The sequence below is a fragment of the Pseudomonas sp. E6002 genome (assembly GCF_013385565.1).
Classification (GTDB): domain Bacteria; phylum Pseudomonadota; class Gammaproteobacteria; order Pseudomonadales; family Pseudomonadaceae; genus Aquipseudomonas.
The window spans coordinates 44,212-70,618 of the sequence record NZ_JACAPT010000017.1 but is presented as its reverse complement, the minus strand read 5'-3'; the positions used below and the strand labels follow the sequence as shown (position 1 = coordinate 70,618).

28 protein-coding genes are annotated in these 26,407 nt (G+C 61.1%); 17 read left to right on the top strand and 11 right to left on the bottom strand.

Going from position 1 to position 26,407, the window contains the following annotated elements; genetic code table 11:
• The first annotated feature begins 35 nt into the window (after positions 1-35).
• The 3 genes from HX815_RS14810 to HX815_RS14800 are packed head-to-tail and all read left to right on the top strand — an operon-like array spanning position 36 to position 3,709.
• Complete coding sequence (locus HX815_RS14810; protein WP_023659335.1) at positions 36-1,844, top strand: ATP-binding protein; 1,809 nt, start codon at positions 36-38, stop codon at positions 1,842-1,844.
• Positions 1,841-3,226 carry a sigma-54 dependent transcriptional regulator gene (locus tag HX815_RS14805; RefSeq protein WP_087692719.1) on the top strand — a complete coding sequence of 462 codons (1,386 nt, stop codon included), beginning with the start codon at positions 1,841-1,843 and terminating at the stop codon, positions 3,224-3,226. Before HX815_RS14810 ends, HX815_RS14805 begins: the two co-directional genes overlap by 4 nt.
• A gap of 27 nt (positions 3,227-3,253) precedes the next feature.
• Complete coding sequence (locus tag HX815_RS14800; RefSeq protein ID WP_087692720.1) at positions 3,254-3,709, top strand: YiiD C-terminal domain-containing protein; 456 nt, start codon at positions 3,254-3,256, stop codon at positions 3,707-3,709.
• 113 nt (positions 3,710-3,822) lie between these two features.
• On the opposite strand, the gene cysQ is transcribed toward HX815_RS14800, so the two are convergent.
• Together cysQ and nudE are read right to left on the bottom strand one after the other, a co-directional pair.
• Positions 3,823-4,659 carry a 3'(2'),5'-bisphosphate nucleotidase CysQ gene (cysQ, locus tag HX815_RS14795; RefSeq protein WP_003213220.1) on the bottom strand — a complete coding sequence of 279 codons (837 nt, stop codon included), beginning with the start codon at positions 4,657-4,659 and terminating at the stop codon, positions 3,823-3,825.
• Positions 4,656-5,222: an ADP compounds hydrolase NudE gene (nudE, locus tag HX815_RS14790; RefSeq protein ID WP_003213218.1), complete on the bottom strand. Its 567-nt coding sequence runs from the start codon at positions 5,220-5,222 to the stop codon at positions 4,656-4,658. Before nudE ends, cysQ begins: the two co-directional genes overlap by 4 nt.
• 87 nt (positions 5,223-5,309) lie before the next feature.
• Between nudE and yrfG the strand changes: the two genes are divergently transcribed.
• A complete protein-coding gene (yrfG, locus tag HX815_RS14785; protein WP_003213217.1) occupies positions 5,310-5,972 on the top strand; it encodes a GMP/IMP nucleotidase in 663 nt (220 codons plus the stop codon).
• A 120-nt stretch (positions 5,973-6,092) separates the two neighbouring features.
• Here the strand turns inward: yrfG and lysM are convergent, their stop codons facing one another.
• Positions 6,093-6,533 (bottom strand): peptidoglycan-binding protein LysM, encoded by a 441-nt coding sequence (lysM, locus tag HX815_RS14780; RefSeq protein WP_003213215.1) that lies wholly within the window; start codon positions 6,531-6,533, stop codon positions 6,093-6,095.
• A 130-nt stretch (positions 6,534-6,663) separates the two neighbouring features.
• On the opposite strand from lysM, the gene HX815_RS14775 reads away from it, so the two are divergent.
• From HX815_RS14775 to HX815_RS14760, 4 genes are all read left to right on the top strand, one after another.
• Positions 6,664-7,551: a LysR family transcriptional regulator gene (locus tag HX815_RS14775; protein ID WP_003213213.1), complete on the top strand. Its 888-nt coding sequence runs from the start codon at positions 6,664-6,666 to the stop codon at positions 7,549-7,551.
• Between the two features lie 95 nt (positions 7,552-7,646).
• Positions 7,647-8,486 (top strand): formate dehydrogenase accessory sulfurtransferase FdhD, encoded by an 840-nt coding sequence (fdhD, locus tag HX815_RS14770; RefSeq protein WP_008435774.1) that lies wholly within the window; start codon positions 7,647-7,649, stop codon positions 8,484-8,486.
• Positions 8,483-10,831, top strand: a complete 2,349-nt coding sequence (locus HX815_RS14765) for an FdhF/YdeP family oxidoreductase (RefSeq protein WP_102367895.1) — start codon at positions 8,483-8,485, stop codon at positions 10,829-10,831. The genes fdhD and HX815_RS14765 overlap by 4 nt, the downstream gene beginning before the upstream one ends.
• Positions 10,832-11,088: 257 nt before the next feature.
• Positions 11,089-11,571: a glycine zipper domain-containing protein gene (locus HX815_RS14760; protein WP_008435777.1), complete on the top strand. Its 483-nt coding sequence runs from the start codon at positions 11,089-11,091 to the stop codon at positions 11,569-11,571.
• Positions 11,572-11,660: 89 nt separating this feature from the next.
• Here the strand turns inward: HX815_RS14760 and HX815_RS14755 are convergent, their stop codons facing one another.
• From HX815_RS14755 to HX815_RS14745, 3 genes are all read right to left on the bottom strand, one after another.
• Positions 11,661-12,092 (bottom strand): thioesterase family protein, encoded by a 432-nt coding sequence (locus HX815_RS14755; protein ID WP_003213207.1) that lies wholly within the window; start codon positions 12,090-12,092, stop codon positions 11,661-11,663.
• A 60-nt stretch (positions 12,093-12,152) separates the two neighbouring features.
• Positions 12,153-13,010 carry a M15 family metallopeptidase gene (locus HX815_RS14750; protein WP_134325551.1) on the bottom strand — a complete coding sequence of 286 codons (858 nt, stop codon included), beginning with the start codon at positions 13,008-13,010 and terminating at the stop codon, positions 12,153-12,155.
• Positions 13,011-13,124: 114 nt separating this feature from the next.
• A complete protein-coding gene (locus HX815_RS14745; RefSeq protein ID WP_177028476.1) occupies positions 13,125-15,062 on the bottom strand; it encodes an ATP-dependent DNA helicase RecQ in 1,938 nt (645 codons plus the stop codon).
• A gap of 209 nt (positions 15,063-15,271) precedes the next feature.
• Between HX815_RS14745 and HX815_RS14740 the strand changes: the two genes are divergently transcribed.
• The 5 genes from HX815_RS14740 (at position 15,272) to HX815_RS14720 (ending at position 17,752) form a co-directional block, all read left to right on the top strand.
• Positions 15,272-15,442, top strand: a complete 171-nt coding sequence (locus HX815_RS14740) for a YhfG family protein (RefSeq protein WP_003213201.1) — start codon at positions 15,272-15,274, stop codon at positions 15,440-15,442.
• Entirely contained in the window at positions 15,442-16,035 is a 594-nt protein-coding gene (locus HX815_RS14735) for a putative adenosine monophosphate-protein transferase Fic (protein WP_003213199.1), read from the top strand. Before HX815_RS14740 ends, HX815_RS14735 begins: the two co-directional genes overlap by 1 nt.
• 79 nt (positions 16,036-16,114) lie before the next feature.
• Positions 16,115-16,309: a hypothetical protein gene (locus tag HX815_RS14730; RefSeq protein ID WP_177028461.1), complete on the top strand. Its 195-nt coding sequence runs from the start codon at positions 16,115-16,117 to the stop codon at positions 16,307-16,309.
• Positions 16,310-16,478: 169 nt separating this feature from the next.
• Positions 16,479-16,847, top strand: coding sequence for a DUF1493 family protein (locus tag HX815_RS14725; protein WP_003213195.1), 369 nt, complete (start codon positions 16,479-16,481; stop codon positions 16,845-16,847).
• Positions 16,848-16,900: 53 nt separating this feature from the next.
• Complete coding sequence (locus tag HX815_RS14720) at positions 16,901-17,752, top strand: DMT family transporter (protein WP_087692724.1); 852 nt, start codon at positions 16,901-16,903, stop codon at positions 17,750-17,752.
• A gap of 57 nt (positions 17,753-17,809) precedes the next feature.
• On the opposite strand, the gene HX815_RS14715 is transcribed toward HX815_RS14720, so the two are convergent.
• A complete protein-coding gene (locus HX815_RS14715; RefSeq protein ID WP_003213191.1) occupies positions 17,810-19,351 on the bottom strand; it encodes a phosphoenolpyruvate carboxykinase in 1,542 nt (513 codons plus the stop codon).
• Between the two features lie 179 nt (positions 19,352-19,530).
• Positions 19,531-20,433: an Hsp33 family molecular chaperone HslO gene (gene hslO, locus HX815_RS14710; protein ID WP_102367891.1), complete on the bottom strand. Its 903-nt coding sequence runs from the start codon at positions 20,431-20,433 to the stop codon at positions 19,531-19,533.
• Positions 20,434-20,558: 125 nt separating this feature from the next.
• Between hslO and HX815_RS14705 the strand changes: the two genes are divergently transcribed.
• Positions 20,559-21,359: a phosphatase PAP2 family protein gene (locus HX815_RS14705; RefSeq protein WP_134325547.1), complete on the top strand. Its 801-nt coding sequence runs from the start codon at positions 20,559-20,561 to the stop codon at positions 21,357-21,359.
• 42 nt (positions 21,360-21,401) lie between these two features.
• On the opposite strand, the gene HX815_RS14700 is transcribed toward HX815_RS14705, so the two are convergent.
• Positions 21,402-21,809 carry a S4 domain-containing protein gene (locus HX815_RS14700; protein WP_177021893.1) on the bottom strand — a complete coding sequence of 136 codons (408 nt, stop codon included), beginning with the start codon at positions 21,807-21,809 and terminating at the stop codon, positions 21,402-21,404.
• Between the two features lie 116 nt (positions 21,810-21,925).
• Between HX815_RS14700 and HX815_RS14695 the strand changes: the two genes are divergently transcribed.
• From HX815_RS14695 to rimK, 3 genes are read left to right on the top strand one after another with little or no spacing between them, the layout of a single operon-like run.
• Positions 21,926-22,705 (top strand): EAL domain-containing protein, encoded by a 780-nt coding sequence (locus HX815_RS14695; protein WP_177028475.1) that lies wholly within the window; start codon positions 21,926-21,928, stop codon positions 22,703-22,705.
• Between the two features lie 34 nt (positions 22,706-22,739).
• The gene (locus HX815_RS14690) at positions 22,740-23,204 is read left to right on the top strand and encodes an ATP-dependent zinc protease (protein WP_371132397.1); all 465 of its coding nucleotides are present in this window, start codon (positions 22,740-22,742) and stop codon (positions 23,202-23,204) included.
• Positions 23,201-24,106, top strand: a complete 906-nt coding sequence (rimK, locus tag HX815_RS14685; RefSeq protein WP_003213178.1) for a 30S ribosomal protein S6--L-glutamate ligase — start codon at positions 23,201-23,203, stop codon at positions 24,104-24,106. The genes HX815_RS14690 and rimK overlap by 4 nt, the downstream gene beginning before the upstream one ends.
• Before the next feature lie 124 nt (positions 24,107-24,230).
• Here rimK and HX815_RS14680 read toward each other — a convergent pair whose 3' ends face one another.
• A complete protein-coding gene (locus tag HX815_RS14680) occupies positions 24,231-25,544 on the bottom strand; it encodes an ATP-binding protein (RefSeq protein WP_003213176.1) in 1,314 nt (437 codons plus the stop codon).
• Positions 25,545-25,660: 116 nt separating this feature from the next.
• On the bottom strand, positions 25,661-26,401 hold the full coding sequence (ompR, locus tag HX815_RS14675) for a two-component system response regulator OmpR (protein ID WP_003213175.1): 741 nt from the start codon (positions 26,399-26,401) through the stop codon (positions 25,661-25,663).
• Between the last annotated feature and the right edge of the window lie 6 nt (positions 26,402-26,407).

The following is a 26,407-nucleotide window of genomic DNA, read 5'->3' as shown; positions in this document are numbered from 1 at the left end:
CATAATGCGCCTGTACCCACAGGCGCATGACTCCCATGACTCCACCCCTTCCGCGAAGACCCCGCTGGCGCAGCCTGGCATTGCTGGCGCTATGCCTGGCACCGCTGTTGTGGCCGCTGGAGCACTTGGCCGAGCGTTATTACCGCAACGAACTGGCCGGTCAGAACCGCCAGACGCTGGACCTGTACGTCGCCAACCTGCTGGGCACCCTGCACCGCTACGAAGTGTTGCCACAAATCCTCGGTGACCTGCCGGCCCTGCGCACCGCCATCGACGCGCCTCACGTCAGCACCAACCTGGTCAACGCCAACCACCTGCTCAAGGACGTCGCCGCGCAGGCCGGGGTGGAAGTGATGTACCTGATGGACACCACCGGCAAGACCCTCGCCGCGTCCAACTGGGACAAGCAGGACAGCTTCGTCGGGCGTAATTTTTCCTTTCGCCCCTACTTCAGCGAAGCCATGGCCGGGCGCCTCGGGCGCTTCTTCGGCCTGGGCACCACCTCGGCCAAACGCGGTTACTTCTTCGCCGCCGCTGTGCGAGATGGTGACAAGATCATCGGTGTGCTGGTGGTAAAGGTCGACCTGGACCACACCGAAAGCCTGTGGGGCAACACCCCCGAACAACTGCTGGTCACCGACCACAACGGCGTGGTGATCCTGACCTCGCGCCCGCAATGGCGCTTCCGTGCCACCCGGCCGCTGACGGATGAAGAACGCCGCGCCATCATCGCCATCCAGCCCTATCCGACCCGCGACCCGCAGCCGCTGAGCCTCAGCCCGACGGCGTGGGTGCGCCAATCCACCGACATCGCCGAAACCGGCTGGAAAGTCGAGATTCTCGCGCCGCGCACCTTGATCAGCCGCCCGGTGCGCACCGTGGTCGCGGTGGGTGGCGCCGCCTTGCTGGTGCTGATGCTGTTGCTCGGCCTGATGATGCAGCGCCGTCGTCACTACCTGGAACGCATCGCCTTCGAAGCCAAGGCCCGTCGCGAACTGGAGATGCGCGTGATCGAGCGGACCAGCGACCTGGAAGGCCTCAACCGGCGCCTGAAACAGGAAGTGCTGGAGCGTGAACATGCGCAGCAGGAACTGGTGCGCGCCCAGGACGACCTGGTGCAGGCCGGCAAGTTGTCGGCGCTGGGCACCATGTCGGCGAGTATCAGCCATGAACTCAACCAGCCGTTGGCGGCGATTCGCAGCTACGCGGAAAACGCCGGGATTTTGCTCGACCATGAGCGCACCGACGACGCCCGTGGCAACCTCAAGCTGATCAGCGAGTTGACCGGGCGCATGGCCTCGATCATCGCTCACTTGCGCGCCTTCGCCCGGCGCGACCGGCATGCGCCGGAAAGCGTGGCCCTGCAACCGGCCCTGGACGATGCCCTGGCGCTGCTGGCCAAGCGGCGACGGGCGATGGAAGTGGAACTGATCCGCGACCTGCCCGAGGCCACGTTGTGGGTGGCGGCGGGCGAAACCCGCCTGCGCCAGGTGCTGGGCAACCTGTTGGCCAACGCTCTGGACGCTCTGACCGAAAAAGGCCCGCCGCGCAAACTCTGGCTGAGTGCCCAAACCACCGAACAGGGCGTCAACCTGTACATTCGCGACAACGGCCCGGGTTTCTGCATGGAAGCCCTGGGCCGCGCCAGCGAGCCCTTCTACACCACCAAGACCCGCACCCAGGGCCTGGGGCTGGGCCTGGCGATCTGCGACACCCTGATGCGCGCCTTTGGCGGTGAACTGTTGTTCGCCAACCACAAGGAAGGCGGCGCACTGTTAACCTTGAAACTGCGCGCCGGAGCACCGGGTGTCAGTCTGCAACCGTCCGAGGACCGCAGTGTATGACTATCGATAACCAGATTCAGGTGGTGTTGATCGACGATGATCCACACCTGCGTCAGGCCCTCTGCCAGACCCTGGACCTGGCCGGGCTGAAAGTCCTGACCCTCGGCGAAGCCCAGGGCCTGACCGCGCGCCTGTCCCGGGATTGGCCGGGGGTTGTGGTGAGCGACATCCGCATGCCCGGCATGGACGGCCTGGAACTGTTGAAGGAACTCCACGCCCAGGACCCGGAGCTGCCGGTACTGCTGATCACCGGCCACGGCGACGTGCCACTGGCGGTGCAGGCGATGCGCACCGGCGCCTACGACTTCCTGGAAAAACCCTTCGCCAGTGACGCCCTGCTCGACAGCGTGCGCCGCGCCCTGGCCCTGCGCCGCTTGGTGCTGGACAACCGCAGCCTGCGCCTGGCCCTGAGCGACCGTCAGCAATTGAGTACACGCCTGGTGGGCCACTCCCCGCAAATGCTGCGCCTGCGCGAGCAGATTGGCGCGCTGGCGGCGACCAAGGCTGATGTGCTGATCCTCGGTGAAACCGGTGCCGGCAAGGAAGTGGTAGCGCGTGCGCTGCACGATCTGTCGAACCGCCGCAGCGGCCCGTTTGTGGCGATCAACGCCGGCGCCCTGGCCGAGTCGGTGGTGGAAAGCGAGTTGTTCGGGCATGAGCCAGGTGCCTTTACCGGCGCCCAGAAGCGGCGCATCGGCAAATTCGAATTCGCCAACGGCGGCACGCTGTTTCTCGACGAAATCGAAAGCATGAGCCTGGATGTGCAGGTCAAGCTGCTGCGGCTGTTGCAGGAGCGTGTGGTGGAGCGTCTGGGGGGCAACCAACTGATCCCGCTGGATATCCGCATCATCGCCGCCACCAAGGAAGACCTGCGCCAGTCCGCCGACCAGGGGCGCTTCCGGGCGGACTTGTATTACCGCCTCAACGTTGCGCCGCTGCGCATTCCACCGCTGCGCGAACGGGGTGAGGATGCGTTGATGCTGTTCCAGCACTTTGCCGACGAAGCCAGCACACGCCACGGGCTACCGATGAAAGAGCTGCAACCGGGCCAGCGCGCGCTGTTGTTGCGTCACAGCTGGCCGGGCAATGTGCGCGAGCTGCAAAACGCCGCCGAGCGTTTCGCCCTGGGCCTTGAGCTGGCGCTGGACAGCACCCCGGACAGCCCTTCGCCGGGCATCCTCACCAGCACGCCCGGCGGCTTGAGCGAACAGGTCGAACAGTTTGAAAAAAGCCTGATCGCCGCCGAACTGGCGCGCACCCACAATTCCATGCGCAGCCTCGCCGAGGCATTGGGCGTGCCGCGTAAAACCCTGCACGACAAACTGCGCAAGCACGGGCTGAACTTCGCTGACAGCGGCAACAGTCACGCTGACGACGAATGACCCTTTTCCCCCTGCCACGAGGCCACCATGAGTCGCGATAGCCGTTACCTGGAATCGATCCTTCACCACGACATTCCCCTGACCCGGGAAATGGGCCTCAAGGTTATCGACTGGCAGGACCGGCAGCTGCAACTGCGCTTGCCGCTCGACGCCAACATCAACCACAAGAGCACCATGTTTGGCGGCAGCCTGTATTGCGGCGCCGTGCTGGCAGGTTGGGGCTGGCTGCATTTGCAGTTGCGCGAGGAAGGGATTGAAGACGGGCACATCGTGATTCAGGAGGGGCAGATCAGTTATCCGCTGCCGGTGACCACCGATGCGACGGCGATTTGCCAGGCGCCTGATGACAAGGTGTGGAAGCGGTTTTTGGCGACCTATAAACGGTATGGCCGGGCGCGCTTGGCGCTGGAGACATGGATCGTCAACGAGGGCAGTGAAGAGCGGGCCGTGGCCTTTACCGGGCAGTACGTCCTGCACACATAACAAATGTGGGAGCGGGCTTGCTCGCGAAAGCGGCGGATCAGCCAATACATCTGGTGACTGACACACTGCCTTCGCGAGCAAGCCCGCTCCCACATTTTTGACCGGCGCTGTGCTTAAGACCGGGCCAGGGTCAGCAACCGCTCACGCCATTCAGCCTTGGCCGGCAGTGCCAAAAAGAACGGATTCAACAGCGATTCCCGCGCCGGGTAACTGAACGGCTGCCCATTCAATTCCAGCACTTCACCGCCCGCTCCTTCCAGCACACCCTGTGCCGCAGCGGTGTCCCACTGCGAGGTGGGCGCCAGGCGCGGGTAGCAATCGGCGCTGCCCTCAGCCAACAGGCAAAACTTCAAAGAACTGCCGATATTGGCCAGCTTCAACTCGCCCAATCCGGCACTCAAGCCAGCGAGCAAGCGATCCTGTTCAGGGCTCGTATGGCGACGACTGGCAACCACGGTAAATGCTTCACCGCTCGCCGGGGTCTGGCGCACCTGGATTTGCTTGGGCGCAGCACCTACATCGGAACGCCAGGCACCCAGCCCGGCACCCCCGAAGTAGCACCGACCGCTGGTAGGCATCGACACCACACCGAACACCACGCGGCCTTTTTCGATCAGCGCGATGTTGACGGTGAACTCCTCGCTGCCGGAGATGAATTCCTTGGTGCCATCCAGCGGGTCCACCAGCCACCAGCGCTGCCAACCGGCGCGCACGCTCTGGTCAATGTCCGCGTCTTCCTCCGAGAGCACCGGAATGCTCGGGTCCAACGCAGTCAGCCCGGCGAGGATCAAGTGATGGGCAGCCAAGTCGGCGGCAGTGACCGGTGAATCATCGGTCTTGGTGGTGACGGCAACATCGGCGCGCCAATACGGCAGGATGACCTCGCCAGCCTGGCGGGCCAATTCGATCGCGGGGGCAATAAACGGGTGACCCAGGAACAGTTCGCTCATGGCTGGAACGCTCCACGTTGAGTCAACAGGTCGCGTACCAGGTACAGCGCGGCCAACGCGCGGCCCTCGCTGAACTGCTCGTTCTGCGCCAACTGCGAGAGCTCCCGCAGGTTGACCCGGTCGACGCGCATCGGCTCGGGCTCGTCGCCTTCCAGGCGCTCTTCATACAGTTCGGTGGCCAGCACCACCTGGATTTTCTGGCTCATGTAGCCGGGGGACAGCGACAGCTCGGTGATGTGCTCCAACTGGCGGGCGCCGAAACCGGCTTCTTCCTTGAGCTCACGGTCGGCTGCCGCCAACACGTCTTCGCCCGGTTCGATCAGGCCCTTGGGCAGTGACAGTTCATACTCGTCGGTGCCGCCGCAATATTCTTCGATCAGCAACGCATGGTCCGAGTCGATCATCGCCACGATCATCACCGCGCCATATCCGGCACCCCTGCCCACCAGGCGCTCGTAGGTCCGCTCCACGCCATTGGAAAAGCGCAATTGCACTTCCTCCACGCGGAACAAACGGCTACTGGCGACTATTTCGCGGGCGAGGACGGTGGGTTTCTGGCGCATGAGCGGCTCCTTGGCGTGATCGGGTTACTATACCGTGGCTTTTCCGATTGTCTGTGTCGGATATCTTTTCTTACATGAGTGTTCTTTATGCCTCCATTGCCCTGGCACGCCATCGACACCGTCCTGCTGGACATGGACGGCACCTTGCTCGACCTGCACTTCGACAACCATTTCTGGATGGAGCACCTGCCCCAGCGCTATGCCGAGTTGCATGGTGTGAGCCGGGCCATGGCCGAGATGGAGCTGCAGCCGCTGTTCGAGCGTAACGCCGGACAGTTGCAATGGTATTGCCTGGATTTCTGGAGCGCCGAACTCAAGATCCCGGTGCGCGAGCTCAAGCTGGAAACCGCACACCTGATTGCCTTGCGCCCGGATGCCGACACCTTCCTGGCGGCGATCAAACAGGCGGGCAAGCGGGTGATCCTGATCACCAACGCCCATCGGGATTCGCTGTCGTTGAAGCTGGAACGCATCGAGTTGGCGCCTTATTTCGAGCGACTGATCAGCTCCCATGACTATGGTTTCGCCAAGGAAAACCCGCAGTTCTGGGACGCCCTGCACGCCGACATCGCCTTCGACCCGGCCCGCAGCCTGTTTATCGACGACACCTTGCCGATCCTGCGCAGCGCCCGGGATTTTGGCGTGGGGCACTTGCTGGCGGTGAAGGAACCGGACAGCCGGAAGGGGCCCAAGGACACGGCGGAGTTTGCAGCGGTTGGGGATTACCGGGACTTGATCGTAGGTTTGTAACAACGCTGAAGGTCCAATGTGGGAGCGGGCTTGCTCGCGAATACGGTGTGTCAGCCACTGAATATATTGACTGACACACCGCATTCGCGAGCAAGCCCGCTCCCACATTGGGTCCGCGGATTACTCAGGAATACGCAGCGTCTGCCCTGGATAGATTTTGTCCGGATGGGACAGCAGCGGCTTGTTGGCCTCGAAGATTTTGTTGTACTGGTTGGCGTTGCCATACACCGCCAGCGAAATAGCGCTCAGGGTGTCGCCCTTTTTCACCACGACAAAGCGGGCCGCCGCGACAGCAGGACCGGAAACAGTGATCTGGTCATCAACACTCGCAACGCCGGCGATGTTACCCAGCGCCAGCAATATCTTCTCTTTCTCTTCCTGGCTGGCGACTTCACCTGTCACGGTCACCTTGTCACCGTCGACGGTGGTTTGCACATTGGGGTTACCCAATCCAACCTTGGCCACGTGCTCTTTTAACTGCTCGCTCGCGTTGGCATTACCCGGTGTCAACAGGTCAATCAACTTCTCGCCTGCTTCCTTAACAAAGCTTAAAAGACTCATGGTGCGCTCTCCTTGGGATTTAATTTCCAGATGCCAAAGACTAGACCAGTCCTACAGAATTGGGTTCCAGCCTGACCAAAGACCCAAACACGCTAGAATCCCACCGCATTGGAATAAGCCCGGAGCGAAGATGGACATCAAACAGCTGAAATTCCTCATCGCCCTCGACGAAACCCGTCACTTCGGCCAGGCGGCGGCGCGCTGCCATATCACCCAGCCGACCCTGTCGATGCGCCTGCGCAGCCTGGAGGAAGAGCTGCAGTTGCCGCTGGTCAATCGCGGGCAGCGCTTCGAAGGCTTTACCGCCCCCGGCGAACGCGTGCTGGCCTGGGCACGCACGGTGCTGGCGGCCTATGACGGCTTGCAGGCCGAGGCCGCTGCGTGTCGCGGCAACCTGGTAGGCACGTTGCGCCTGGGGGTGGTGCCGTTGTCGAGCTTCGATCCGCTGGCGTTGATGCAGAAGCTGCACAAGGAACACCCCAGCCTGCGCTTTGAGTTGTCCGCGTTAAGCTCCGAGCAAATCCTTGAACAACTTGCCAGCAACCGCCTGGACCTCGGTGTGTCGTACCTCGAGCGCCTGGACGCCGAACGTTTCGACTCCCTGGCCCTAGGCGAAACCCGCATGGGCCTGCTGTACGACCAACGGTTCTTCAGCTTCGGCGACAAGCCCCTGAGTTGGGAGGCGCTGATCGAACTGCCCCTGGGCATGCTCACCAGCGGCATGCACTTTCGCCAGTCCATCGACCATAACTTCCACAGCCGTGGCCTCAACCCGCAGCCACTGTTGCAGACCGATGCCGTCCATCAATTGTTACAAGCGGTGCACGGCGGCCTGTGTTGCGCGGTGATGCCACTGGACGGCGGCCTCGACGCCCTCACCGAGCACCTGCGCCTGCAACCCATTGAAGACGCTCACACTTTGGCTCGCCTGGGGTTGATCATGCGCCGCAGTGCACCCCGTTCGGCCTTGGCGGAAGCGTGTTTTGCGCTGTATCAGAAATCGCTGATCGAGACTTGATCGACGGCATCTATCGGTAGATCAGTACTGACGATTAGACGCGACCCTTTGTCGCGCCTAGTCTTACAGCTGAATACTCCCGGTGGTAATGCCCAATGAACGCCCAGCGCCCAGTCTGCGCGGCGCCCGCCCTCGAAACGCCCGCGCCCGCCGCCAGCCAGAGCTACCAGTTTTGTAATCTCGAACACACCGAATCGGCCAGCACCGCGCTTGCCGAGGAAGTCGCGTTGGCGATTGCCTATAACGACATCAGCCAGGCGGTGATGCTGGTGACGCCGACCGATCTTGAAGACTTTATTGTCGGATTCAGCATCGGTAGCGGCATTATCGAAGACGTTAGCGACATTTATGACCTGAAAATCAGCGGTTCGGGCTCGACCCAATACGCTCAGGTGCAGATTTCCAGCCGCGCGTTCTGGAATATGAAGCAGCAGCGCCGGCAACTCGCCGGCACCAGTGGCTGTGGGCTGTGCGGCGTAGAAGCCGTGGAGCAGGCGCTGCCCAACCTCAAGGTGTTGCCCGGCGCGCCGTTGCCGCCTGCCGAATGGCTGGATGGCCTGCGCCAGCGCATCAGCGCGTTCCAACCGCTGGGCCAGTACAGCGGCGCGGTGCATGCGGCGGTGTTCATGAACAACCAGGGCGAATTGCTGCTGGGCCGTGAAGACATCGGCCGGCATAACGCCCTCGACAAGCTGATCGGTGCGCTGATCCGCCAAAAGATTCCGACCGACGGCGGCCTGGCGATTGTTACCAGTCGCTGCAGCCTCGAACTGATCCAGAAAGTCTTGCGTGCAGGCATCCAGACCCTGGTCAGCCTGTCGTCGCCCACCGGCCTGGCCCTGCAATGGGCTCGCCGGCACAACCTCAATCTCATCCACCTGCCGCAGAAAAGTGCGCCGCGGGTCTATAGCCCTGCGATGGAGAATCAAGCGTGAGTAATCATCATCAAGCCGACGACAAACCCACCCCGCGCTACAAGCCCTATAAAGGCCCGGCGGGTGGTTGGGGCGCACTGATCAGCGTGGCGCAAGCCTGGCTGACCAGCGACAACGCGCTGAAAAACATCCGCATGATGCTCAAGACCAACCAGAACGGCGGCTTCGACTGCCCGGGCTGCGCCTGGGGCGACTCGCCGGAAAGCGGCATGGTCAAGTTCTGCGAGAACGGCGCCAAGGCGGTCAACTGGGAAGCCACCAAGCGCCGGGTCGACGCGGCATTCTTCGCCAAGCACAGCGTCAGCGCGCTGCTGGAGCAGAGCGACTACTGGCTGGAGTACCAGGGCCGCCTGACCGAGCCGATGAGCTACGACGCCGAAACCGACCGTTACAAACCCATCAGCTGGGAATCGGCTTTCGACTTGATCGGCAAGCACCTCAATGCGCTGCCAAACCCGGACATGGCCGAGTTCTATACCTCGGGCCGGGCCAGCAACGAAGCGGCTTACCTGTATCAACTGTTTGTGCGCGCCTACGGCACCAACAACTTCCCGGATTGCTCGAACATGTGCCACGAAGCCAGCGGCGTCGCCCTGGCGCAAAGCGTGGGCGTGGGCAAAGGCACCGTGACCTTCGATGACTTCGAGCATGCGGATGCGATTTTCGTCTGGGGCCAGAACCCCGGCACCAACCACCCACGCATGCTGGAGCCGCTGCGCGAAGCGGTAAAACGCGGCGCCCAGGTGGTGTGCATCAACCCGCTGAAAGAGCGCGGCCTGGAACGCTTCCAGCACCCGCAACACCCGCTGGAAATGCTCACCAACGGCGACAAGCCAACCAACACCGCCTACTTCCGCCCGGCGCTGGGAGGCGACATGGCCATCCTGCGGGGCATGGCCAAGTTCCTGCTGCTGTGGGAACGCCAGGCCCAGGCCGAAGGCAAGGAGGCCGTGTTCGACCACGACTTCCTCAACGAACACACCGCCAACGTGCTGGATTACCTGGGCAAGATCGACGACACCTCATGGGATGAAATCGTCGAGCAGTCCGGCCTGACCCTGGTGGAGATCGAGCAAGCGGCGCGCATGTACGCCAAAGGCAAGAACGTGATCATGTGCTGGGCGATGGGCATCACCCAGCATCGCCACTCGGTGCCGACCATCCAGGAAATCGCCAACCTGATGCTGCTGCGCGGCAACATCGGCCGCCCGGGCGCGGGCCTTTGCCCGGTGCGTGGCCACAGTAACGTGCAGGGCGACCGCACCATGGGCATCAACGAACGGCCACCGGTGGCGTTCCTCGATTCCCTGGAGCGTCGTTTCCAGTTCCAGGTACCGCGCGATAACGGCCACAACGTGGTGGAAGCGATTCACGCCATGCTCGAAGGCCGCTCCAAGGTCTTTATCGGCCTGGGCGGCAACTTCGCCCAAGCCACGCCGGACAGCCCACGCACCTTTGAAGCACTGCGCAATTGCGACCTGACCGTACAGATCAGCACCAAGCTCAACCGCAGCCACCTGATGCATGGCAAGGACGCGCTGATCCTGCCATGCCTGGGCCGCACCGACATCGACATCCAGGCCGAAGGCCCGCAAGCCGTGACCGTTGAAGACTCGTTCAGCATGGTCCACGCCTCCAACGGCCAGCTGCAGCCGCTGTCGAAACAGATGAAATCCGAGCCTGCGATTCTGGCGGGCATTGCCGCCGCCACCCTGGGCAGCAAGCCGGTGGACTGGAACTGGCTGGTGGCCGATTACGACCGTATTCGCGACCTGATCGCCGACACCATTCCGGGCTTCAAGGACTTCAACGAGCGCCTGAAAAACCCGGGCGGTTTCTACCTGGGCAACTCGGCTGGCGCTCGTCGCTGGAACACCCCGTCGGGCCGCGCCAACTTCCGCCCGAACATCCTGCCCAAGGACCTGGTGCACGAACGCACCCGCAACACCGGGCAATTGCCGGACCTGATCATGCAGTCGATGCGCTCCCACGATCAGTACAACACCACCATCTATGGCCTGGACGACCGCTATCGCGGGGTCAAGGGCCAGCGGGATGTGTTGTTCGTCAACGAAGCCGACATCATCCGCCTGGGCTTCAAGCCGGGGCAGAAGGCTGACATCGTGTCGATCTGGGACGACGGCCGTGAGCGTCGGGTGAAGGGCTTTACCTTGCTGGCATTTGATATTCCGGCGGGGCAGGCTGCGGCTTATTACCCGGAAGTGAATCCGCTGGTGCCGCTGGAAAGCACGGGGGATGGCAGCCATACGCCAACGTCGAAGTTTGTAGCGATCCGCCTGGAAGCAGCGAGTGCAACCGGCTTGATCATGGCGAAGTCGGCCTAAGCGACACCTCATTGTGGCGAGGGAGCTTGCTCCCTCGCCACAGACAGCACCCGAGTTTCTTACGGGCACAAAAAAGGCCGCTTTTGCATAAAAGCGGCCGTTCCGAAGTAACTAAAGACTCGCAAAACTCACTTAAGTTCCTCATACAAAACAGTAACTTAGAGAATTGTATACAACCCATACCACTGGTCGGGTTTCGATTGTCACCGTCTCGATACAACCTCAGGATCGCGCCGTCATCCTCTTGAGGTTCCTCTATGAAGTTCTCCTCGATTCTCTTGTTGTCCCTTGGCCTGGTCAGTGGCGCAGCCATGGCCGGTGGCACCACCGAAGCCGGTGTGGGCGGCGCATTGGGCGGGGTTCTAGGTTCTGTCGTAGGTCAGCAGTTGGGCGGTAACACCGGCTCGGCGATTGGTGCAGCACTCGGCGGCGCGGGCGGCAGTGCGGTGGGCGCAGACAAGCGCAGCCGCGGTGAAGCAGCCATTGGCGGCGCATTGGGCGCGGCCGGCGGCAACGTGGTGGGTCGCAGTGTCGGCGGCAGCACCGGCAGCCTGATCGGCGCAGCAGCCGGCGGTGGCGCCGGTGGCGCACTGGGCAACTACATGGGCAACAAGAGCGATGACGATGATCGTCGTTACCGTGGGCGTGATAACCGCCGCTATGACCGCGATGACCATCGCGGGCGCGGCCATGCTTATGGGCATCGCAAAAACAAGCATCACTATCGCCACCACCGGTAACACGCGAATCGAAAGAACAACGCGGGTTTAATGTGGGAGCGGCGGTGCGCCGCTCCCACATTTGATTTTCATTGCTTCGCAGATCGTATTCAGATCACCAATCGCTGTAACGCCTCGCGCAACATCCCCGGGATCGTCACCGGCTGGTTCGACGCCCGATCCACAAACACATGCACAAACCTCCCCGCAGCACAGGCATCTTCTTCTCCCGCCTTGAACACCGCCAACTCATACTGCACCGAACTGTTGCCCAACTTGCCCACCCGCAGGCCGATCTCGATGCGATCCGGAAAGGCAATCGAGGCGAAGTAGTCGCACGCCGAACTCACCACAAACCCAACCACTTCGCCGTCATGAATATCCAACCCGCCCTGCTCGATCAGGTAGGTATTCACCGCGGTGTCGAAGAAGCTGTAGTAGGTGACGTTATTCACATGGCCATATACATCGTTGTCGTGCCAGCGCGTGATGATCGGCTGGAAGTGGCGGTAATCGGCGCGTTGTGGCATGGCGTTGGTCATCGGTAAAACCCGGGCAGGAGGAGGCTCTCTTGATACTGGGTTCAAGCACTACCCGCAAGCCTAGGTTGGGCTTTGCTCAATCGTTTGCTGGACGCACGCCATACGCTTGAGCGCTTGATCCGTCTCGGCCGATTGCTGCAGGCACTGGCGATAGGCGGTGATATAGGTCTCGACTGCAGCGCTGGCCTGCTGCGGCGTGACCCGCGCCAGATACTCCACGAACGAACGCCGGCCGATCTGGAAGTGTTGGTAATCCAGCGGAAAATCCCAATAACCACCCCAGGTCAAAAAGCCGTGTTCGGCGAACAGGTCAATCACCTCTTCTGCCCGGCCAGGGCGCGCCGGCTTGCCGGGGCGGGCATCCAGGCGGTTAACGGCAGTCGCGGTACTTGCCCTGGGCTCAACAGTGGCCTGGCCGGTGAATTCACCTCGCGGGTTACGCCCGAACAAAACGAATGGGTTTTGCAGAGGGTTAAGGTCGATTGCGGCGCCATAGGCGTGCAGCGACCACCCCGAAGCGCCACTGACCTGGCGCCCATTAAAACCACTGGTATTGTTGCGGGCCATCGAGACCTTGTCGTTGCCTCGATAGGTTTCCAGCCTGACCGCCTGATGCACCGGGAACCGACGTTGCAGCAACTGCCTGAAGATCTCCTCCACATGGGGTGCGATGGCATCCAGCACCACGAGCTGCCCGTTGTTATGCAGCACTCCGCCAAAGTCCACATAGCTGAACGTCACCCGCGCCAGGCGTGCGCAGGGCAATGGATTGGCGGCGGTGATAGTGTTGCGAAGCTGCATCTGCCGACAGTCATTCACGCTCAACGGGATGACCGAGGCCAGCGTGCCTTGTGCCACCAGCAACCCGGCGAACAGCAAGACGCCGGGGACAACACCACGAGAAAAACCAAAAGCCATGGGCAATTCCTTTGCAGAAGAAGTGAAGCGTCAAACCTTCTCACGTGCGGGCACGGTCCGGCTGTCGGCGGCGTCTGCCACTGGAAGGGAAAGCGCGACCCTCCAGACCGGAAATCAGAGTGCCTCCAACCCTGCCTCCGCCCATTCACGAACCTCTGCATAGGGATACTCCTCCAGTACCGCGAAACCTGGAATCCCTCGTGCCTTCAGCTTGGTAAACAACGGCACGCTGAGACCGCATAAAAACCGTGTCAGCCGCTCCGCGCTTGGCAAGTCGCCGCTGTACTCATGGTGGCTGTGGATAAATTCACCGCACAGCGCGAGAAAGTTTTTATCCACAAGCGGCGGCAAGCTCGGCGGCGCCGGCAAGTGGGCGACGTTACCGTGGCACACCGAGCAGTGCCCGCACTGCCGGGGCGCGTTTTCATCGCCGAAATAGTGCGCCAGGCGGTAACCCAGGCACTCCTGTGTCGCGAACAGATCCAGCATGGCGTGAATTCGCGCCACCTCCGTCACCTCATGCTGCTTGAAGCCTGTGTATAACTCCGTGCTCAGCGCCTGTGGATCGAAGTCGGTATACAGCAGGGCGTAAACCTCGGTCATCTGCCGGCTTTCCATCTCGATCAGGCCTTGTTCCTGAAAGTAATCCAGGGCCTTCACTACCCGGCTGCGATCGGCCTGGTGCTGTTGATACAGCGCGTCGAAGTCCACCGTCGCCCAGGTTTTCGCCCGTTTGCAGACCTGGATAATCGCTGCGACAAACTGCTGCCGCTCGCCGGCAAAACGCGCCAGCAATGCCTCTGGTTCAATCAAATACTTGAAGCGGTATTCGGCATAAAACGCGTAGCGCGGCGCAATCACACCCTTGAGTTCAAGCTGCACGAGCAAGGTCTTCAGCGGTAGTTCACGGATGTTGCTGTGGTCCGACAGTGAGCGGAGCATAAACTCCCACTGTCCATCGGCACGGACCGCCTGTATTTCCTCCAGGACTCGGCGAATACCTTCCTGTTCCGGCGTATCGCCGTACACAAAGTTTTCCAGGATATTCAGGCTGTCGCGGTTGGCCAGAACCAGACACTCAGACGGCTGCCCGTCACGCCCGGCGCGGCCGATTTCCTGGCTGTAGTTCTCGATGGATTTGGGCAGGTCGAAGTGCACCACGTTGCGGATATCGCTTTTGTCGATGCCCATGCCGAAGGCAATGGTGGCGACGATGCAGTTGGACTGCCCGCCCATGAATCGCTTCTGAATGGCCTCCCGCTTATCGTGAGCCAGGCCCGCGTGATAAGCCTCGGCCTGGATTCCATTGCGATTCAAATGCTCGGCAATCTGCTCTGCGGTTTTTTGCAGCGTGACGTAGACGATGCTTGGCTGATTGGCTCGCTCCTGCATCCACGTCACCAGGCGTCGTCGCTTGTCCTGGCCACTGACGGGCTCAACCAGCAGGTTGAGGTTGGAGCGGTAGAAGCCGGTGGTGATCACATCGTCAGGTGCAATGGCGAACTTGGCCTGCATGTCGGCGATCACCTTGGGCGTCGCCGTGGCGGTCAGCAGCAGCGCCTGGGGGATGCGGAACTGGCGTTGGTAATCCGGCAGCTTCAGGTAGTCCGGGCGAAAGTTATGGCCCCATTCGGAAATGCAGTGAGCCTCATCCACCACCAGCAGCGAGATCGGCACGCTTTGCAGGAAGTTGCGAAAGCGCTCGTTCTTCAAGCGCTCCACGGAAACCATCAGGATTTTCAGCTCGCCCGAACGCGCCCGGGCCATGACGTCATTGGCATCATCGCGGCTCTGGGCCGAGTCGATGCTGCCCGCCGAGATACCGTGGCGCTGCAGGAAACCCAACTGGTCCTGCATCAGCGCCAGCAACGGCGACACCACCAGCGTCAGGTGCGGCAGCAACACGGCGGAAAGTTGATAACACAGGGACTTGCCGGAACCGGTGGGAAAAATCGCCGCCGCCGAACGGCCGGCCAGCACGGCACTGACCACCGCCTCCTGGCCCAAACGAAACTGTGGATAACCAAAGACCTGTTGGAGGGTGTTGTGCATAAGCTGTCACTCCATTGACCGCTGAACGAGCCCAAAACATAGACCAGCGCATTCAGCGAATCGAGAAAGGTCGCAAGGAAAAAAGAGTCTGGATGATACACAGCCTGGGAAGTGGAGTAGGCACCCGTAAGAATCGTTCCAACCTTACGCGGGACGCATCTCGAAACTCATTGCGCTACAATCAACCTTCGCACCGAGAGGACGCTGTCATGGCCGAACTGACGTTTGAGCAAAAGCAGGATCACTACGACAAGATCCGTCGTTCCAACTACCTGGCCAGCCTGCGCCTGGAAGGGTTCGACACCCAGCCCGCCGACGTCGACAAACCCCTGCCGACCCGCGAAGCCGTCCTCGCCAAGTACCGCAACACCCCACGCTGATGCTCGACAAATATGGCGTGGGCCAGGACCCGTACTGCTACCCCGGTAGCAGCGTCCTGCGCAACCGCCTCGATTTGTTCGACGAAGAACGCCTGCACCAGGCCGAGCGGGAACTGTCTGAAATCGCTGTCGGCAGCCTTCCGCTGTATCCCCCGCCCTACGACCTGGAACGCCTGCAACACATCCACCGCACCCTGTTCGCAGACATTTACGAATGGGCCGGGGAACTGCGTACGGTCAACATCCAGAAAGGCGACACGCTGTTCTGCACACCGGAGCGTATCCCGCCTGAGGCGAGCAAGATCATCCAGCACATGGCGCAGGCGAACTGGTTTGTCGGGGTGACGCAGGCAGAGTTGGTGACGCAAATTGCCGAGGCCTATGGCGACCTCAACGTGATCCACCCGTTTCGCGAAGGGAATGGCCGGGCGCAGCGGATTCTGTTCGAGCAGATCATCGTGAATGCCGGGTTTTCAGTGAACTGGTGGCTGGTGAAGAACGCAGCGTGGATACCGGCGAACATCGATGCGGTGGCGTGTGATTATCGGGGGTTGGAGGCGATTTTCGAGCGGTGTATCAGCACCCCGCGCTAGCCCCGATCGTTCCCTACGCTCCGCGTGGGAATGCCGCCAGGGACGCTCCGCGTCCCGTCATCCGCGCACGACCCAAGCCATGAACACTGGTGACGCGGAGCGTCACGGGATGCATTCCCACGCGGAGCGTGGGAACGATCAGTACATCACCAACGCACTGTATTTGCTGGTCCAGGATGGCTGTGACCTGCTGGAAGCCGCCCAAACCGGCATGATGCAACTCACCACCGCCGACGCCGTAAAGCGAACGCCATCTGAGCAGTCGCAGAGCTAGAAATGTGGGAGCCGGGCTTGCCTGCGATGGCGGTGTGTCAGAAAACACTTCTACCACTGACACACCGCCATCGCGGGCAAGCCCGGCTCCCACATTTGACCTGTTTCGTTTGAAGGATCACGGTTCGATCGATAAAGTCTGTCGCCCTGCCCACTCACGCGTAACCACCATGAACCTGGCCCCCAACTTTCCTGAAGACTTTGCCATGCAACAGCTCTTGCAACTGCTGCATGAAGAAATTGGCCTGCCTGAACATAAGACGCTGCGCCTTGAAACGGCCATCAACCTGGACCTGGGTTGCGACGGCGCCGAAGCCAATCAATTGATGGAAGCGCTGGAGCAAGGCTTCGCTGTCGACTTGAACGACTACGACGCTTATCGTTACTTCCAACCTCCCGTATTCGACGTCTTCCTGAAGCACAGAGCCAAAGGTCGCGGCGACAAGCTCCCGCTGACCATCGGCATGCTTTACCTGGCTATCAAGACCCAACGCTGGGACACGCAAGCCCTGGAAAACCGGGCGAACAAAAAACCTTAATTTGATACACCGCAGCCTTCAAAAAATAACAAGGACCTTACATGGACGTATTAATGGGCCTGCTGGCCGCCCTGCTCTGGGGCGGCACGGACTTCCTCGTGGGCCTCAACGCCCGAGCTGTCGGCGTCAAACGCGCGGTGTACTTCGGCCAGGCGCTGGGCTTCCTGATCATGACCCTGCTGCTGGTCATATTCCCGGCCTTCCTCGTCAAATCCCTCGCGGCGCCTTTGAGTGTGTGGCTCCTGGGAGCCGCAGCAGCCCTGCTGACCGTCTCCGGCGCCCTTGCGCTGTCCAAGGCCTTCTCGCTGGGCAAAGCGGCGATTGTCGCGCCGCTGGTGACGTCCTACGGTGTCGTGACTACTTTGCTGTCATGGGCCAGCGGCGAACACATCAGCCTGATCCAACTCGGCTGCATCGCTCTCTGCGTAATTGGCGTGATCCTGTCCAGCATTCACAAGGACAATGGCGTCCCTCACAACAGTTCCAGCCGCTCAATCGCCTACGCGATGCTCGCAGCGTTGCTCTACGGCACAAGCTTTTGGGTGCAGGGCCGCTACACCCTGCCGACACTTGGCCCGGTCACGATGCTTTGGCTTGGGTATTTGGTTGGCCTGTGCGTCCTGGTGTTGATGGTGCTTAAGATCAAAGACGGCCTGAAAATCCCACCGCTGAAAAACTGCGCAACGCTGACCAGCGCGAGCCTGATGAACCTGGGTGGGTTCTCGGCGTTCTCGTGGGGTGCAATGGCGGGGTCGGTTTCCGTGGTGACGGTGATCAGCACCCTGTCCGGTGGGATCGCCGCGATTCTGGGGTTTGTGTTTTTCAAGGAGCGGCTGTCAGCGGTGCAAGTGACCGGTGTGGTGCTGGTGTTAGTGGGAGCCGTGGTTCTGCACCTCGTCGACTGATCCTTCGCCCACAAAAAAGCCGCCCACTAGGGGCGGCTTTTTCACAACGGCCGAATCTTACAACTTCGGACCCGCAGCCTTGATCGCATCGCTCACTTCAAACTTCTTGAAGTTCTCGATGAACAGACCCGCCAGCGCTTTCGCCGCTTCATCGTAGGCAGCCTTGTCAGCCCAGGTGTTACGTGGGTTCAACAGGCCAGTCTCGACGCCCGGTACAGCCAATGGCACGTCCAGGTTGATGGTGTCCAGGTGCTCGGTCTCGGCACCAATCAACGCACCGCTCTGGATCGCTGCAATCACGCCACGTGTGGTCGGGATGTTGAAGCGCTTGCCAACGCCGTAGCCGCCGCCGGTCCAGCCGGTGTTGACCAGGTAGACCTTGGAGCCGAAGCCGCGCACGCGCTTGATCAGCAGTTCTGCGTATTCACCAGCCGGGCGTGGGAAGAATGGCGCGCCGAAGCAGGTGGAGAAGGTCGACTTGATGCCGCCGCCCGAACCCATTTCGGTCGAGCCCACCAGAGCGGTGTAGCCGGACAGGAAGTGGTACGCCGCTTGTTCTTCGCTGAGGATCGACACGGGCGGCAGTACGCCGGTCAGGTCGCAGGTCAGGAAGATCACAGCGTTTGGCTCGCCACCGAGGTTTTTCTCGGAACGCTTGGCCACGTGCTCCAGCGGGTAGGCGGCGCGGCTGTTCTGGGTCAGGCTGACGTTGGTGTAGTCGGCGTGCTTGGCATCGTCGATCACCACGTTTTCGAGCACGGTGCCGTGCTTGATGGCTTTCCAGATCACCGGCTCGTTCTTCTCGGACAGGTCGATGCACTTGGCATAGCAACCGCCTTCGATGTTGAACACCACACCTTCGCCCCAGCCGTGTTCGTCGTCGCCGATCAGGTAGCGGCTTTCGTCGGCGGACAGGGTGGTTTTACCGGTGCCCGACAGACCGAAGAACAGGGTCACGTCGCCGGCTTCGCCGATGTTGGCTGCGCAGTGCATCGGCAGCACGTCGGAGGCCGGCAGCAGGAAGTTCTGCACCGAGAACATGGCTTTTTTCATCTCACCGGCGTAACGCATGCCGGCGATCAGGACTTTTTTCTGGGCGAAGTTGAGGATCACGCAACCGTCGGAGTTGGTGCCGTCACGCTCTGGCACGCATTCGAAGTTGGCCACGTTGAGCACTTGCCACTCTTCACGACCGGCCGGGTTGTACTGGGCCGGGTTGATGAACAGGCAACGACCGAACAGGTTCTGCCAGGCAGTCTGGGTGGTCATTTTCACGGCCAGGTAGTGGTCTTCTGCAGCCCCTACGTGAACGTGGGAAACGAAATGCTCTTGCGCGTTGTTGAATGCCTCGACGCGAGCCCACAGGGCATCGAACTTGTCGGCCGGGAACTTGCGGTTGATCGGGCCCCAGGCAATGGCAGCCTGGGTGGAAGGCTCTTCAACGATGAAGCGGTCGACTGGCGAACGGCCGGTACGGTGACCGGTTTCTACGACCAGCGCACCGGTATCGGCAAGCACGCCTTCACCGCGCTGCAGGGCTTCTTTGACCAGATCGTCAACACTCAGATCGGTGTATACGGCGTTATTGGCTTGCGTCATGAGGTTCCCCGTCGGCCAGTGGCCGAGTGCTCCAAACGTTTTGTAGTAGAAAGTTGCGCACTACTACCGCGAAAAAAGTGGGCCGGATTATGCCAGAAAAGCCCAAAAAGAGTAGGGCCCTCCGGTCAGAACGGCGGAAATCCGGCGTTTGTCAGGTGATTTACCTGTGCTTAAACGTTTTAGTGGCGGGTGCCTGAAGGGGTATCTACGCCCGCGCCGGCGAATAATTGAGCAATATCGGCAGCGTCGAACAGGTAGCGCTGGTTGCAGAACTGGCAGTCGATCTCGATGTTGCCACCGTGTTCCACCACCAGGTCCTGCGCATCTTCCAGGCCCAGGCTGACCAGGGCAGTGGCCGAGCGCTCGCGGGAGCAGCTGCAGTGGAAGCGCAGCGACTGCACGTCGAACAGGCGCACGGCCTCTTCGTGGTAGAGGCGGTGCAGGATGGTTTCGTTATCCAGGCCCAGCAACTCTTCGGCTTTCAGGGTGCCGGCCAGGGCGGTGATGTGGGCCCAGCTGTCGGCGCGGTCTTCTTCGTCCTTGATGCGGTCGGCCGGCAGTTGTTGCAGCAGCAGGCCACGGGCGCGCTTGCCGTCGGCGTTGAGCCAGAAGCGGGTGCCCACTTGCTGGGACATCACGAAATAATTGGTGAAGCAGTCGGACAGGGTTTCGCCGTCGAGGTCGACGATACCCTGGTAACGCTGGCCTACCGTCGGGTCGACGGTCAGGGCCAGCACGCCGTCTGGCATCAGGTCAGCCAGGGTCGCATCGGCGGCGATGCGGTCCGCGTCGTAGCGGGCCAGCCCACGGATTTCGCGCTCGCTGGAGCATTCGATCATCAGCAGCGGGATCGGGCCTTCGGAGCGGGCCTGCAGGATCAGCAAGCCATCGAACTTCAGGGTGCCCACCAGCAGCGAGGCAGCCGCCATCAGTTCGCCGAGCAATTGCGCGACCGGCTCCGGATAGGGGTGCTTGGCGAGGACTTCGGCATAGCTGCGCTCCAGGGCGACCAGTTCGCCGCGGGCGTCGCTGTCGTCGAAGATGAAGCGTTGGGTGAAGTCGGTATCCGGTAGATCAGTCATAGGTCTGGGTATCTGAATTGATGACAAAAAGATGACAAGGTTTATAGAATTACACGCTTTAGCACCGTTTTGGTGCGGCCTTCTGCGGGAAAACGAAGCGCTTTAAAGCTAAGAGGAAACAGTTTATGAACAATCCGGGTTTGTTCCAAGCCAGGTGGGACCTCGGTCGATTGGCCCTGTGTAATTTACTCGCTGTGGGGCTGCTGTGTTTTTGGCTCTGGCCGGCGGGCCAGGCGCTCTGCACGGTTTTCGACGAGTGGCTGTTTCATCTGCTCAATGACCCGCTGGCAAGCAGCTCCGCGTGGCTGCATGTGTGGGCGGTGGCCAGTTTGCGGCCGTTTGACGCGGTGGTCGGGGTGATTCTGCTGACGCTGTTGATCCGTGGCGACTGGGTGTTCAAGGCGATTGAAGTGCGCCAGGCGTTTTTCGGCTTCCTGGGCATTCTGCTGCTGTTGCTGTTTATCCGCATGCTGTTTTCCAAGCTGGCAGCGCAGATGGGCTGGCAACACCATAGCCCGTCGATGGTGATCAGCGGCGCGATTCAGATGAGCGACTATTTCCCGGGCCTGGAGAAGACATGGGAGTTGAAGGACCGCTCCAGCCAGAGCTTCCCGGGGGATCATGCATCGGTATTGCTGATCTGGGGCATGTTCATGACCGTGTTTGCCAAGCGGATCGGGCAGGTGCTGGTGATCTGGGGCTTGGCGCTGCTGTTCATGATGCCGCGGCTGGTAGCCGGTGCGCATTGGGGGCAGGACGATTATATCGGTGGGGTGTTGCTGGCGCTGTTGGCGTTGGGCTGGGGTTACTACACGCCCTTTGCAGCGAAGGTTTCGCGGGGGCTGGTGCGAGTGACGGGCCCGGTGTTTGAGTTGTTTCGGCGAGTACCGCTGGTTAATCGCTTGAGCGTGATTCGCAGCGTTTGAGTTGAAATAGCAGGAGCCGACCTGGCTCCTGCGGTCTGCCGATTAATCATCATTGCCACTGCCGCGAAACTTGAACAGGTCGCGCCGCTGTTTCTTGCTTGGCTTGCCGTCGGTGGTCATGCCCAGGGAGCCGGCCTTGCGCATGGCCGCCGCGTTTTCGCGCTTGGCGATGCTGGCTTCGGTCTCGGTATACAACGCCTGCGCCTCGGGAGCGCCCCTTCGCACAATTGAAAGGGCCTGGACTACGACGGTTCGCTCATCAAACCCGGCACGGATCTGAAACTCATCGCCGACGCGTGGCTCCTTGCCGGGCTTGCAACGCTCGCCGCGCCAATGCACCTTGCCACTCTCGATCGCCGCCTTGGCCAAGGCACGGGTCTTGAAGAAACGCGCCGCCCACAACCACTTGTCCAAACGGACTTTTTCTTCCTCTTCCTGCTTCTGAACCACTTGAATTCCTCGCTCTGAAAAATGTCGCAACTTTACCGTTGAAACCCTTCAACGCATAAACCCTTGAGCTCACCTAAGATACGCCAGGTAGCATCCTGTTTTCGCGAGGTTAACGTGTGACCGACTTTCCCATTTCACTGACCTCGCCCAAACAAGCCTGTGCGGGCTGCCAGCAAAGTGAGCCGCTGGGCTTTGAGTTTGCCTTTGCGTATCAGCCTATCGTGGACCTGCGTGACCAGTCGATTTTTGCCCATGAAGCCTTGGTGCGCGGCGTGAATGGTGAGGGCGCGCTGTCGGTGCTGGATCAGGTCAACGACAGCAATCGCTACCGTTTCGACCAGCAATGCCGCACCCGCGCGATCGCCACCGCTTCGACACTCAACATGCAGACGCACCTTTCAATCAACTTCATGCCCAATGCGGTCTATCGACCAGAACTGTGCATCCGCAGCACCCTGGAGGCGGCCCGGGCGCATAATTTTCCGTTGGATCGGCTGATTTTCGAGACCCTGGAAAGCGAGCATGTAGATAACTATCGCCATTTGACGAATATTCTGCGTGAATACCGCGAATTCGGCTTCAAGACCGCCATCGACGATTTCGGGGCGGGCTATTCGGGGCTGAATCTGCTGGCCGATTTCCAACCTGACCTGATCAAACTCGACATGGCGCTGATCCGCGATGTCGACCGTGATCGTGTCCGTCAGGTGATCGTCCGGGGGATTGTCACAATCTGTGAGCAGTTGGGCGTTACTGTCATCGCCGAGGGCATCGAAAGCGCCGGCGAGCGGGACTTTCTCGCCGACTGTGGAATATTTCTGATGCAGGGCTACTGGTTCGCCAAGCCTGCATTCAAAGCCCTGGCCGAGGTATCACCCGCCGCCTGGGCGAATTAATTGCCGGTTATTCATATTGAAGACATTTGACCATTTGACCGTTGTGGGTCTGCGTGAGTGGGTGGCACTTCCCGACTTGGGAGTGGCAGGCCTGCGCGCCAAGATCGACACCGGCGCCAGTACCTCAAGCCTGCATGCCACCGAGATCGAGCCATTTGAGCGCGACGGTGCAAAGTGGGTGCGCTTCACCGCGCACCTGGGCAGCGTGGTGCAACTGCGTCACCGGCGCTGCGAAGCACCGCTGGTGGCGATGAAAACCATTAAAAGCTCCAACGGCCAGGCCCAGGTGCGGTATGTGATCAGCACCACCCTGGCCCTGGGCGATCGGGTATGGCGGGTGGAATTCACCCTCGCCTGCCGCAAGGCCATGCGTTACCGCCTGTTGCTGGGCTCCAAGGCCCTGATTGACGGCCAACTGGTGGTCAGTCCCGGCGTCAAATACGTTCAAGACAAGCCGGTGTTCCCGGTCTCTACTACCTCTGCCACAGGTGCTGCATGAAGATCGCTGTGCTGTCGCGTAACCCGCGTCTGTATTCCACCCGTCGCCTGGTCGAGGCCGGCACCGAACGTGGCCATGAGATGGTGGTGATCGATACGTTGCGCGCCTATATGAACATTGCCAGTCATAAGCCGCAGATCCACTACCGGGGCAAACCGCTGGAAGGCTTCGATGCGGTGATCCCGCGTATCGGTGCTTCCGTGACGTTCTATGGCTGCGCGGTACTGCGCCAGTTTGAAATGATGGGGGTGTCTCCCCTCAATGAATCGGTGGCTATCGCCCGTTCGCGGGACAAGCTGCGCTCGCTGCAGTTGCTGTCGCGCCGTGGCATTGGCTTGCCGGTCACCGGCTTTGCGCACTCCCCGGATGACATTCCCGACCTGATCGAGATGGTCAACGGCGCGCCGCTGGTGATCAAGGTGCTGGAAGGCACCCAGGGCATCGGCGTGGTGCTGTGTGAAACCGCGACTGCGGCCGAGTCGGTGATCGAGGCGTTCATGGGCCTCAAACAGAACATCATGGTGCAGGAGTACATCAAGGAAGCCGGCGGTGCGGATATCCGCTGCTTCGTGGTGGGCGACAAGGTGATTGCCGCGATGAAGCGCCAGGCCAAGCCGGGTGAGTTTCGGTCCAACCTGCACCGTGGCGGCAGTGCCAGCCTGATCAAGATCACCCCGGAAGAACGCATGACCGCACTGCGGGCAGCCAAGGTCATGGGGTTGAGCGTGGCGGGTGTGGATATATTGCGCTCCAACCACGGGCCGCTGGTGATGGAGGTGAACTCGTCACCGGGCCTGGAAGGAATTGAGACCACCACCGGCAAGGATGTGGCGGGGATCATCATTCAGCATTTGGAGAAGAGTGGTGGGCCGAATATGACGCGCACCAAAGGCAAGGGCTGAATACACCCGACCTATAAAGCACCGCAAAACCAGTGTGGGAGCGGGCTTGCTCGCGAAGGCGGTGGATCAGTCGACATTTCTATGGACTGACCCACCGCCTTCGCGAGCAAGCCCGCTCCCACATTTAGACCGCGTCCCTGGGCAACATCAGCCCCAACGGCAAGCGCACTCGCGCTTCCAGGCCGCCATCCGGCCGGTTGCGCAATTCGACGTTGCCGCCATGCATCGAAGCAATCCGCCGCACAATCGCCAGCCCCAGGCCCGTGCCTTTGCCACCCCGGGCACGGTCGCCTCGGGTGAACGGGTTGAAGATACCTTCCAGTTCCGCCGGATCGATGCCGGCCCCACGGTCCATGACACTCAGCACCACGTAAGGCGCGCTGGTATCCCCGGAAACGTAGGCTGCCACTTCCACATCGGAACCAGCGTGATGCAGCGCGTTACCAATCAGGTTATTCAGCAGGCGCTTCATCGAAACCCGACGCAACGCGAACGGCTGGATCGGCTCCAGGCGCATGCGCACCTGCTCGCCATTCTGGTTGTAGGGCGCAACCACCTCGCGAACCAGGTCCGTCAGGTCGACCTCTTCCACCACCTCGTCCCTGCCATCGCGGATAAACGCCAGGAACTGGTCGAGAATCGCGTCCATGTCCTCGATGTCTCGAACCATGTCGTCGGTAAGGTCGGTGTGGTTACCCATCAGTTCCAGGGAAAGCCGCAGACGCGTCAGCGGCGTGCGCAGGTCATGGGACACCCCCGCCAGCATCAGCTCGCGCTCGCGCCCCGCCTGTTCGACATCCTCGGCCATCTGGTTGAACGCGCTGTACACCTCGGTCATTTCACTCGGCGTATCGCTGATGGGCAGGCGCACACTGCGGCCCTGGCCCAGCTGGCGTGCGGCAAACACCAGGCGCTTGAGCGGCTGATTGAGCTGGCGCACGAAAATCCAGGCAGACGCGGTGGAAAGCAAGCCAATCGCCAGGAACCAGCCCAGCACGTTCCAGATCTTCTGCCCCCGCAACGGATGCGGATACAGCGGCACTTTCAGCCAGTCCTCCCCCAGGCTCGGCGCTCGCACCCACAGCGCCGGCGACACATGCATGCGCAGCCGCACCTCGGTGTCTTCACCCAGTTCGGCCTGCATCTGGCGCTGGTAGATTTCGCTGTAGGGCCAATGTTGCTCGCCCTCGGGCACGCCCGCGCCCGCGACCCGGACCAGGGTAGCGGCCTTGGCGATCTTCTCGCGGTTCTCGGGGTCTGCGGCCCAGTAGGCGCGCAAGGTCAGCGCGACACCGTGGCTGTACTGCCGGTCCACCAGCACGTCTTCGTTCATCAACAGATAAACCAGTGTCAGGGCCTTGGAAAACAGTACGACGATGAGCACCAGCCAAAGGGTGCGTGAGAAGAAACTCTGCGGGAACCACAACGGGGTTTTCATAAAAGACAGCTGGACACCTTGCAGGAGCGAGCCAAGCTCGCAGAATTGCAAACGCCGGGCAACCGGCTGACTCTTATCGAGTCATCACCGGCACGCCCGCCTCTGCAAATCATCGGTCACTTGGTTGCAGTGCCATCCGGCACAAACACGTAACCCACACCCCACACCGTCTGGATATAACGCGGCTTGGATGGATCGGGCTCGATCATCCGGCGCAGACGGGAGATCTGTACGTCGATGGAGCGCTCCAGGGCGTCCCACTCGCGGCCACGGGCCAGGTTCATCAGCTTGTCGCGGGTCAGCGGCTGGCGAGCGTTCATCACCAGTGCCTTGAGCACGGCGAATTCGCCAGTGGTCAGCATGTGCACTTCATCGCCACGCTTGAGCTCACGGGTGGCCAGCGACAGCTCGTAGTCACCGAAGGTCACGCTTTCGTCTTCGCTGCCTGGGGCGCCCGGTACCGGGGCGGCCTGGCGACGCAGTACGGCCTTGACCCGTGCCATCAGCTCGTCCGGGTTGAACGGCTTGGCCAGGTAATCGTCGGCGCCCAGTTCCAGGCCCTTGATGCGGCTCAGCTCATCGCCCTTGGCGGTCAGCATGATGATCGGGATCTGATTGTTGGCGCCGCGCAGGCGTTTGCAGGCGGTCAGGCCGTCTTCGCCGGGCAGCATCAGGTCCAGCACCACCAGGTTGAAGACTTCACGTCCCAACAGGCGGTCCATCTGTTCGGTGTTTGGCACCGCGCGGGCACGGTAGCCCTTGGAGTTGAAGAAACGCTCCAGCAGGCTGCTCAGCCCCGGATCGTCATCAACGATGAGAATTTTTTCGCCTTCAGCAGTTTGTGCAGTGCTGCTCATTAGATG

Excerpts from the sequence above, each read along its gene's own strand:
- HX815_RS14810 (WP_023659335.1), top strand. The coding sequence starts at position 36 with ATGACTCCACCCCTTCCGCGAAGACCCCGCTGGCGCAGCCTGGCATTG.
- HX815_RS14805 (WP_087692719.1), top strand. The coding sequence starts at position 1,841 with ATGACTATCGATAACCAGATTCAGGTGGTGTTGATCGACGATGATCCA.
- HX815_RS14800 (WP_087692720.1), top strand. The coding sequence starts at position 3,254 with ATGAGTCGCGATAGCCGTTACCTGGAATCGATCCTTCACCACGACATT.
- cysQ (WP_003213220.1), bottom strand. The coding sequence starts at position 4,659 with ATGAGCGAACTGTTCCTGGGTCACCCGTTTATTGCCCCCGCGATCGAA.
- nudE (WP_003213218.1), bottom strand. The coding sequence starts at position 5,222 with ATGCGCCAGAAACCCACCGTCCTCGCCCGCGAAATAGTCGCCAGTAGC.
- yrfG (WP_003213217.1), top strand. The coding sequence starts at position 5,310 with ATGCCTCCATTGCCCTGGCACGCCATCGACACCGTCCTGCTGGACATG.
- lysM (WP_003213215.1), bottom strand. The coding sequence starts at position 6,533 with ATGAGTCTTTTAAGCTTTGTTAAGGAAGCAGGCGAGAAGTTGATTGAC.
- HX815_RS14775 (WP_003213213.1), top strand. The coding sequence starts at position 6,664 with ATGGACATCAAACAGCTGAAATTCCTCATCGCCCTCGACGAAACCCGT.
- fdhD (WP_008435774.1), top strand. The coding sequence starts at position 7,647 with ATGAACGCCCAGCGCCCAGTCTGCGCGGCGCCCGCCCTCGAAACGCCC.
- HX815_RS14760 (WP_008435777.1), top strand. The coding sequence starts at position 11,089 with ATGAAGTTCTCCTCGATTCTCTTGTTGTCCCTTGGCCTGGTCAGTGGC.
- HX815_RS14755 (WP_003213207.1), bottom strand. The coding sequence starts at position 12,092 with ATGACCAACGCCATGCCACAACGCGCCGATTACCGCCACTTCCAGCCG.
- HX815_RS14750 (WP_134325551.1), bottom strand. The coding sequence starts at position 13,010 with ATGGCTTTTGGTTTTTCTCGTGGTGTTGTCCCCGGCGTCTTGCTGTTC.
- HX815_RS14745 (WP_177028476.1), bottom strand. The coding sequence starts at position 15,062 with ATGCACAACACCCTCCAACAGGTCTTTGGTTATCCACAGTTTCGTTTG.
- HX815_RS14740 (WP_003213201.1), top strand. The coding sequence starts at position 15,272 with ATGGCCGAACTGACGTTTGAGCAAAAGCAGGATCACTACGACAAGATC.
- HX815_RS14735 (WP_003213199.1), top strand. The coding sequence starts at position 15,442 with ATGCTCGACAAATATGGCGTGGGCCAGGACCCGTACTGCTACCCCGGT.
- HX815_RS14730 (WP_177028461.1), top strand. The coding sequence starts at position 16,115 with ATGAACACTGGTGACGCGGAGCGTCACGGGATGCATTCCCACGCGGAG.
- HX815_RS14725 (WP_003213195.1), top strand. The coding sequence starts at position 16,479 with ATGAACCTGGCCCCCAACTTTCCTGAAGACTTTGCCATGCAACAGCTC.
- HX815_RS14720 (WP_087692724.1), top strand. The coding sequence starts at position 16,901 with ATGGGCCTGCTGGCCGCCCTGCTCTGGGGCGGCACGGACTTCCTCGTG.
- HX815_RS14715 (WP_003213191.1), bottom strand. The coding sequence starts at position 19,351 with ATGACGCAAGCCAATAACGCCGTATACACCGATCTGAGTGTTGACGAT.
- hslO (WP_102367891.1), bottom strand. The coding sequence starts at position 20,433 with ATGACTGATCTACCGGATACCGACTTCACCCAACGCTTCATCTTCGAC.
- HX815_RS14705 (WP_134325547.1), top strand. The coding sequence starts at position 20,559 with ATGAACAATCCGGGTTTGTTCCAAGCCAGGTGGGACCTCGGTCGATTG.
- rimK (WP_003213178.1), top strand. The coding sequence starts at position 23,201 with ATGAAGATCGCTGTGCTGTCGCGTAACCCGCGTCTGTATTCCACCCGT.
- HX815_RS14680 (WP_003213176.1), bottom strand. The coding sequence starts at position 25,544 with ATGAAAACCCCGTTGTGGTTCCCGCAGAGTTTCTTCTCACGCACCCTT.
- ompR (WP_003213175.1), bottom strand. The coding sequence starts at position 26,401 with ATGAGCAGCACTGCACAAACTGCTGAAGGCGAAAAAATTCTCATCGTT.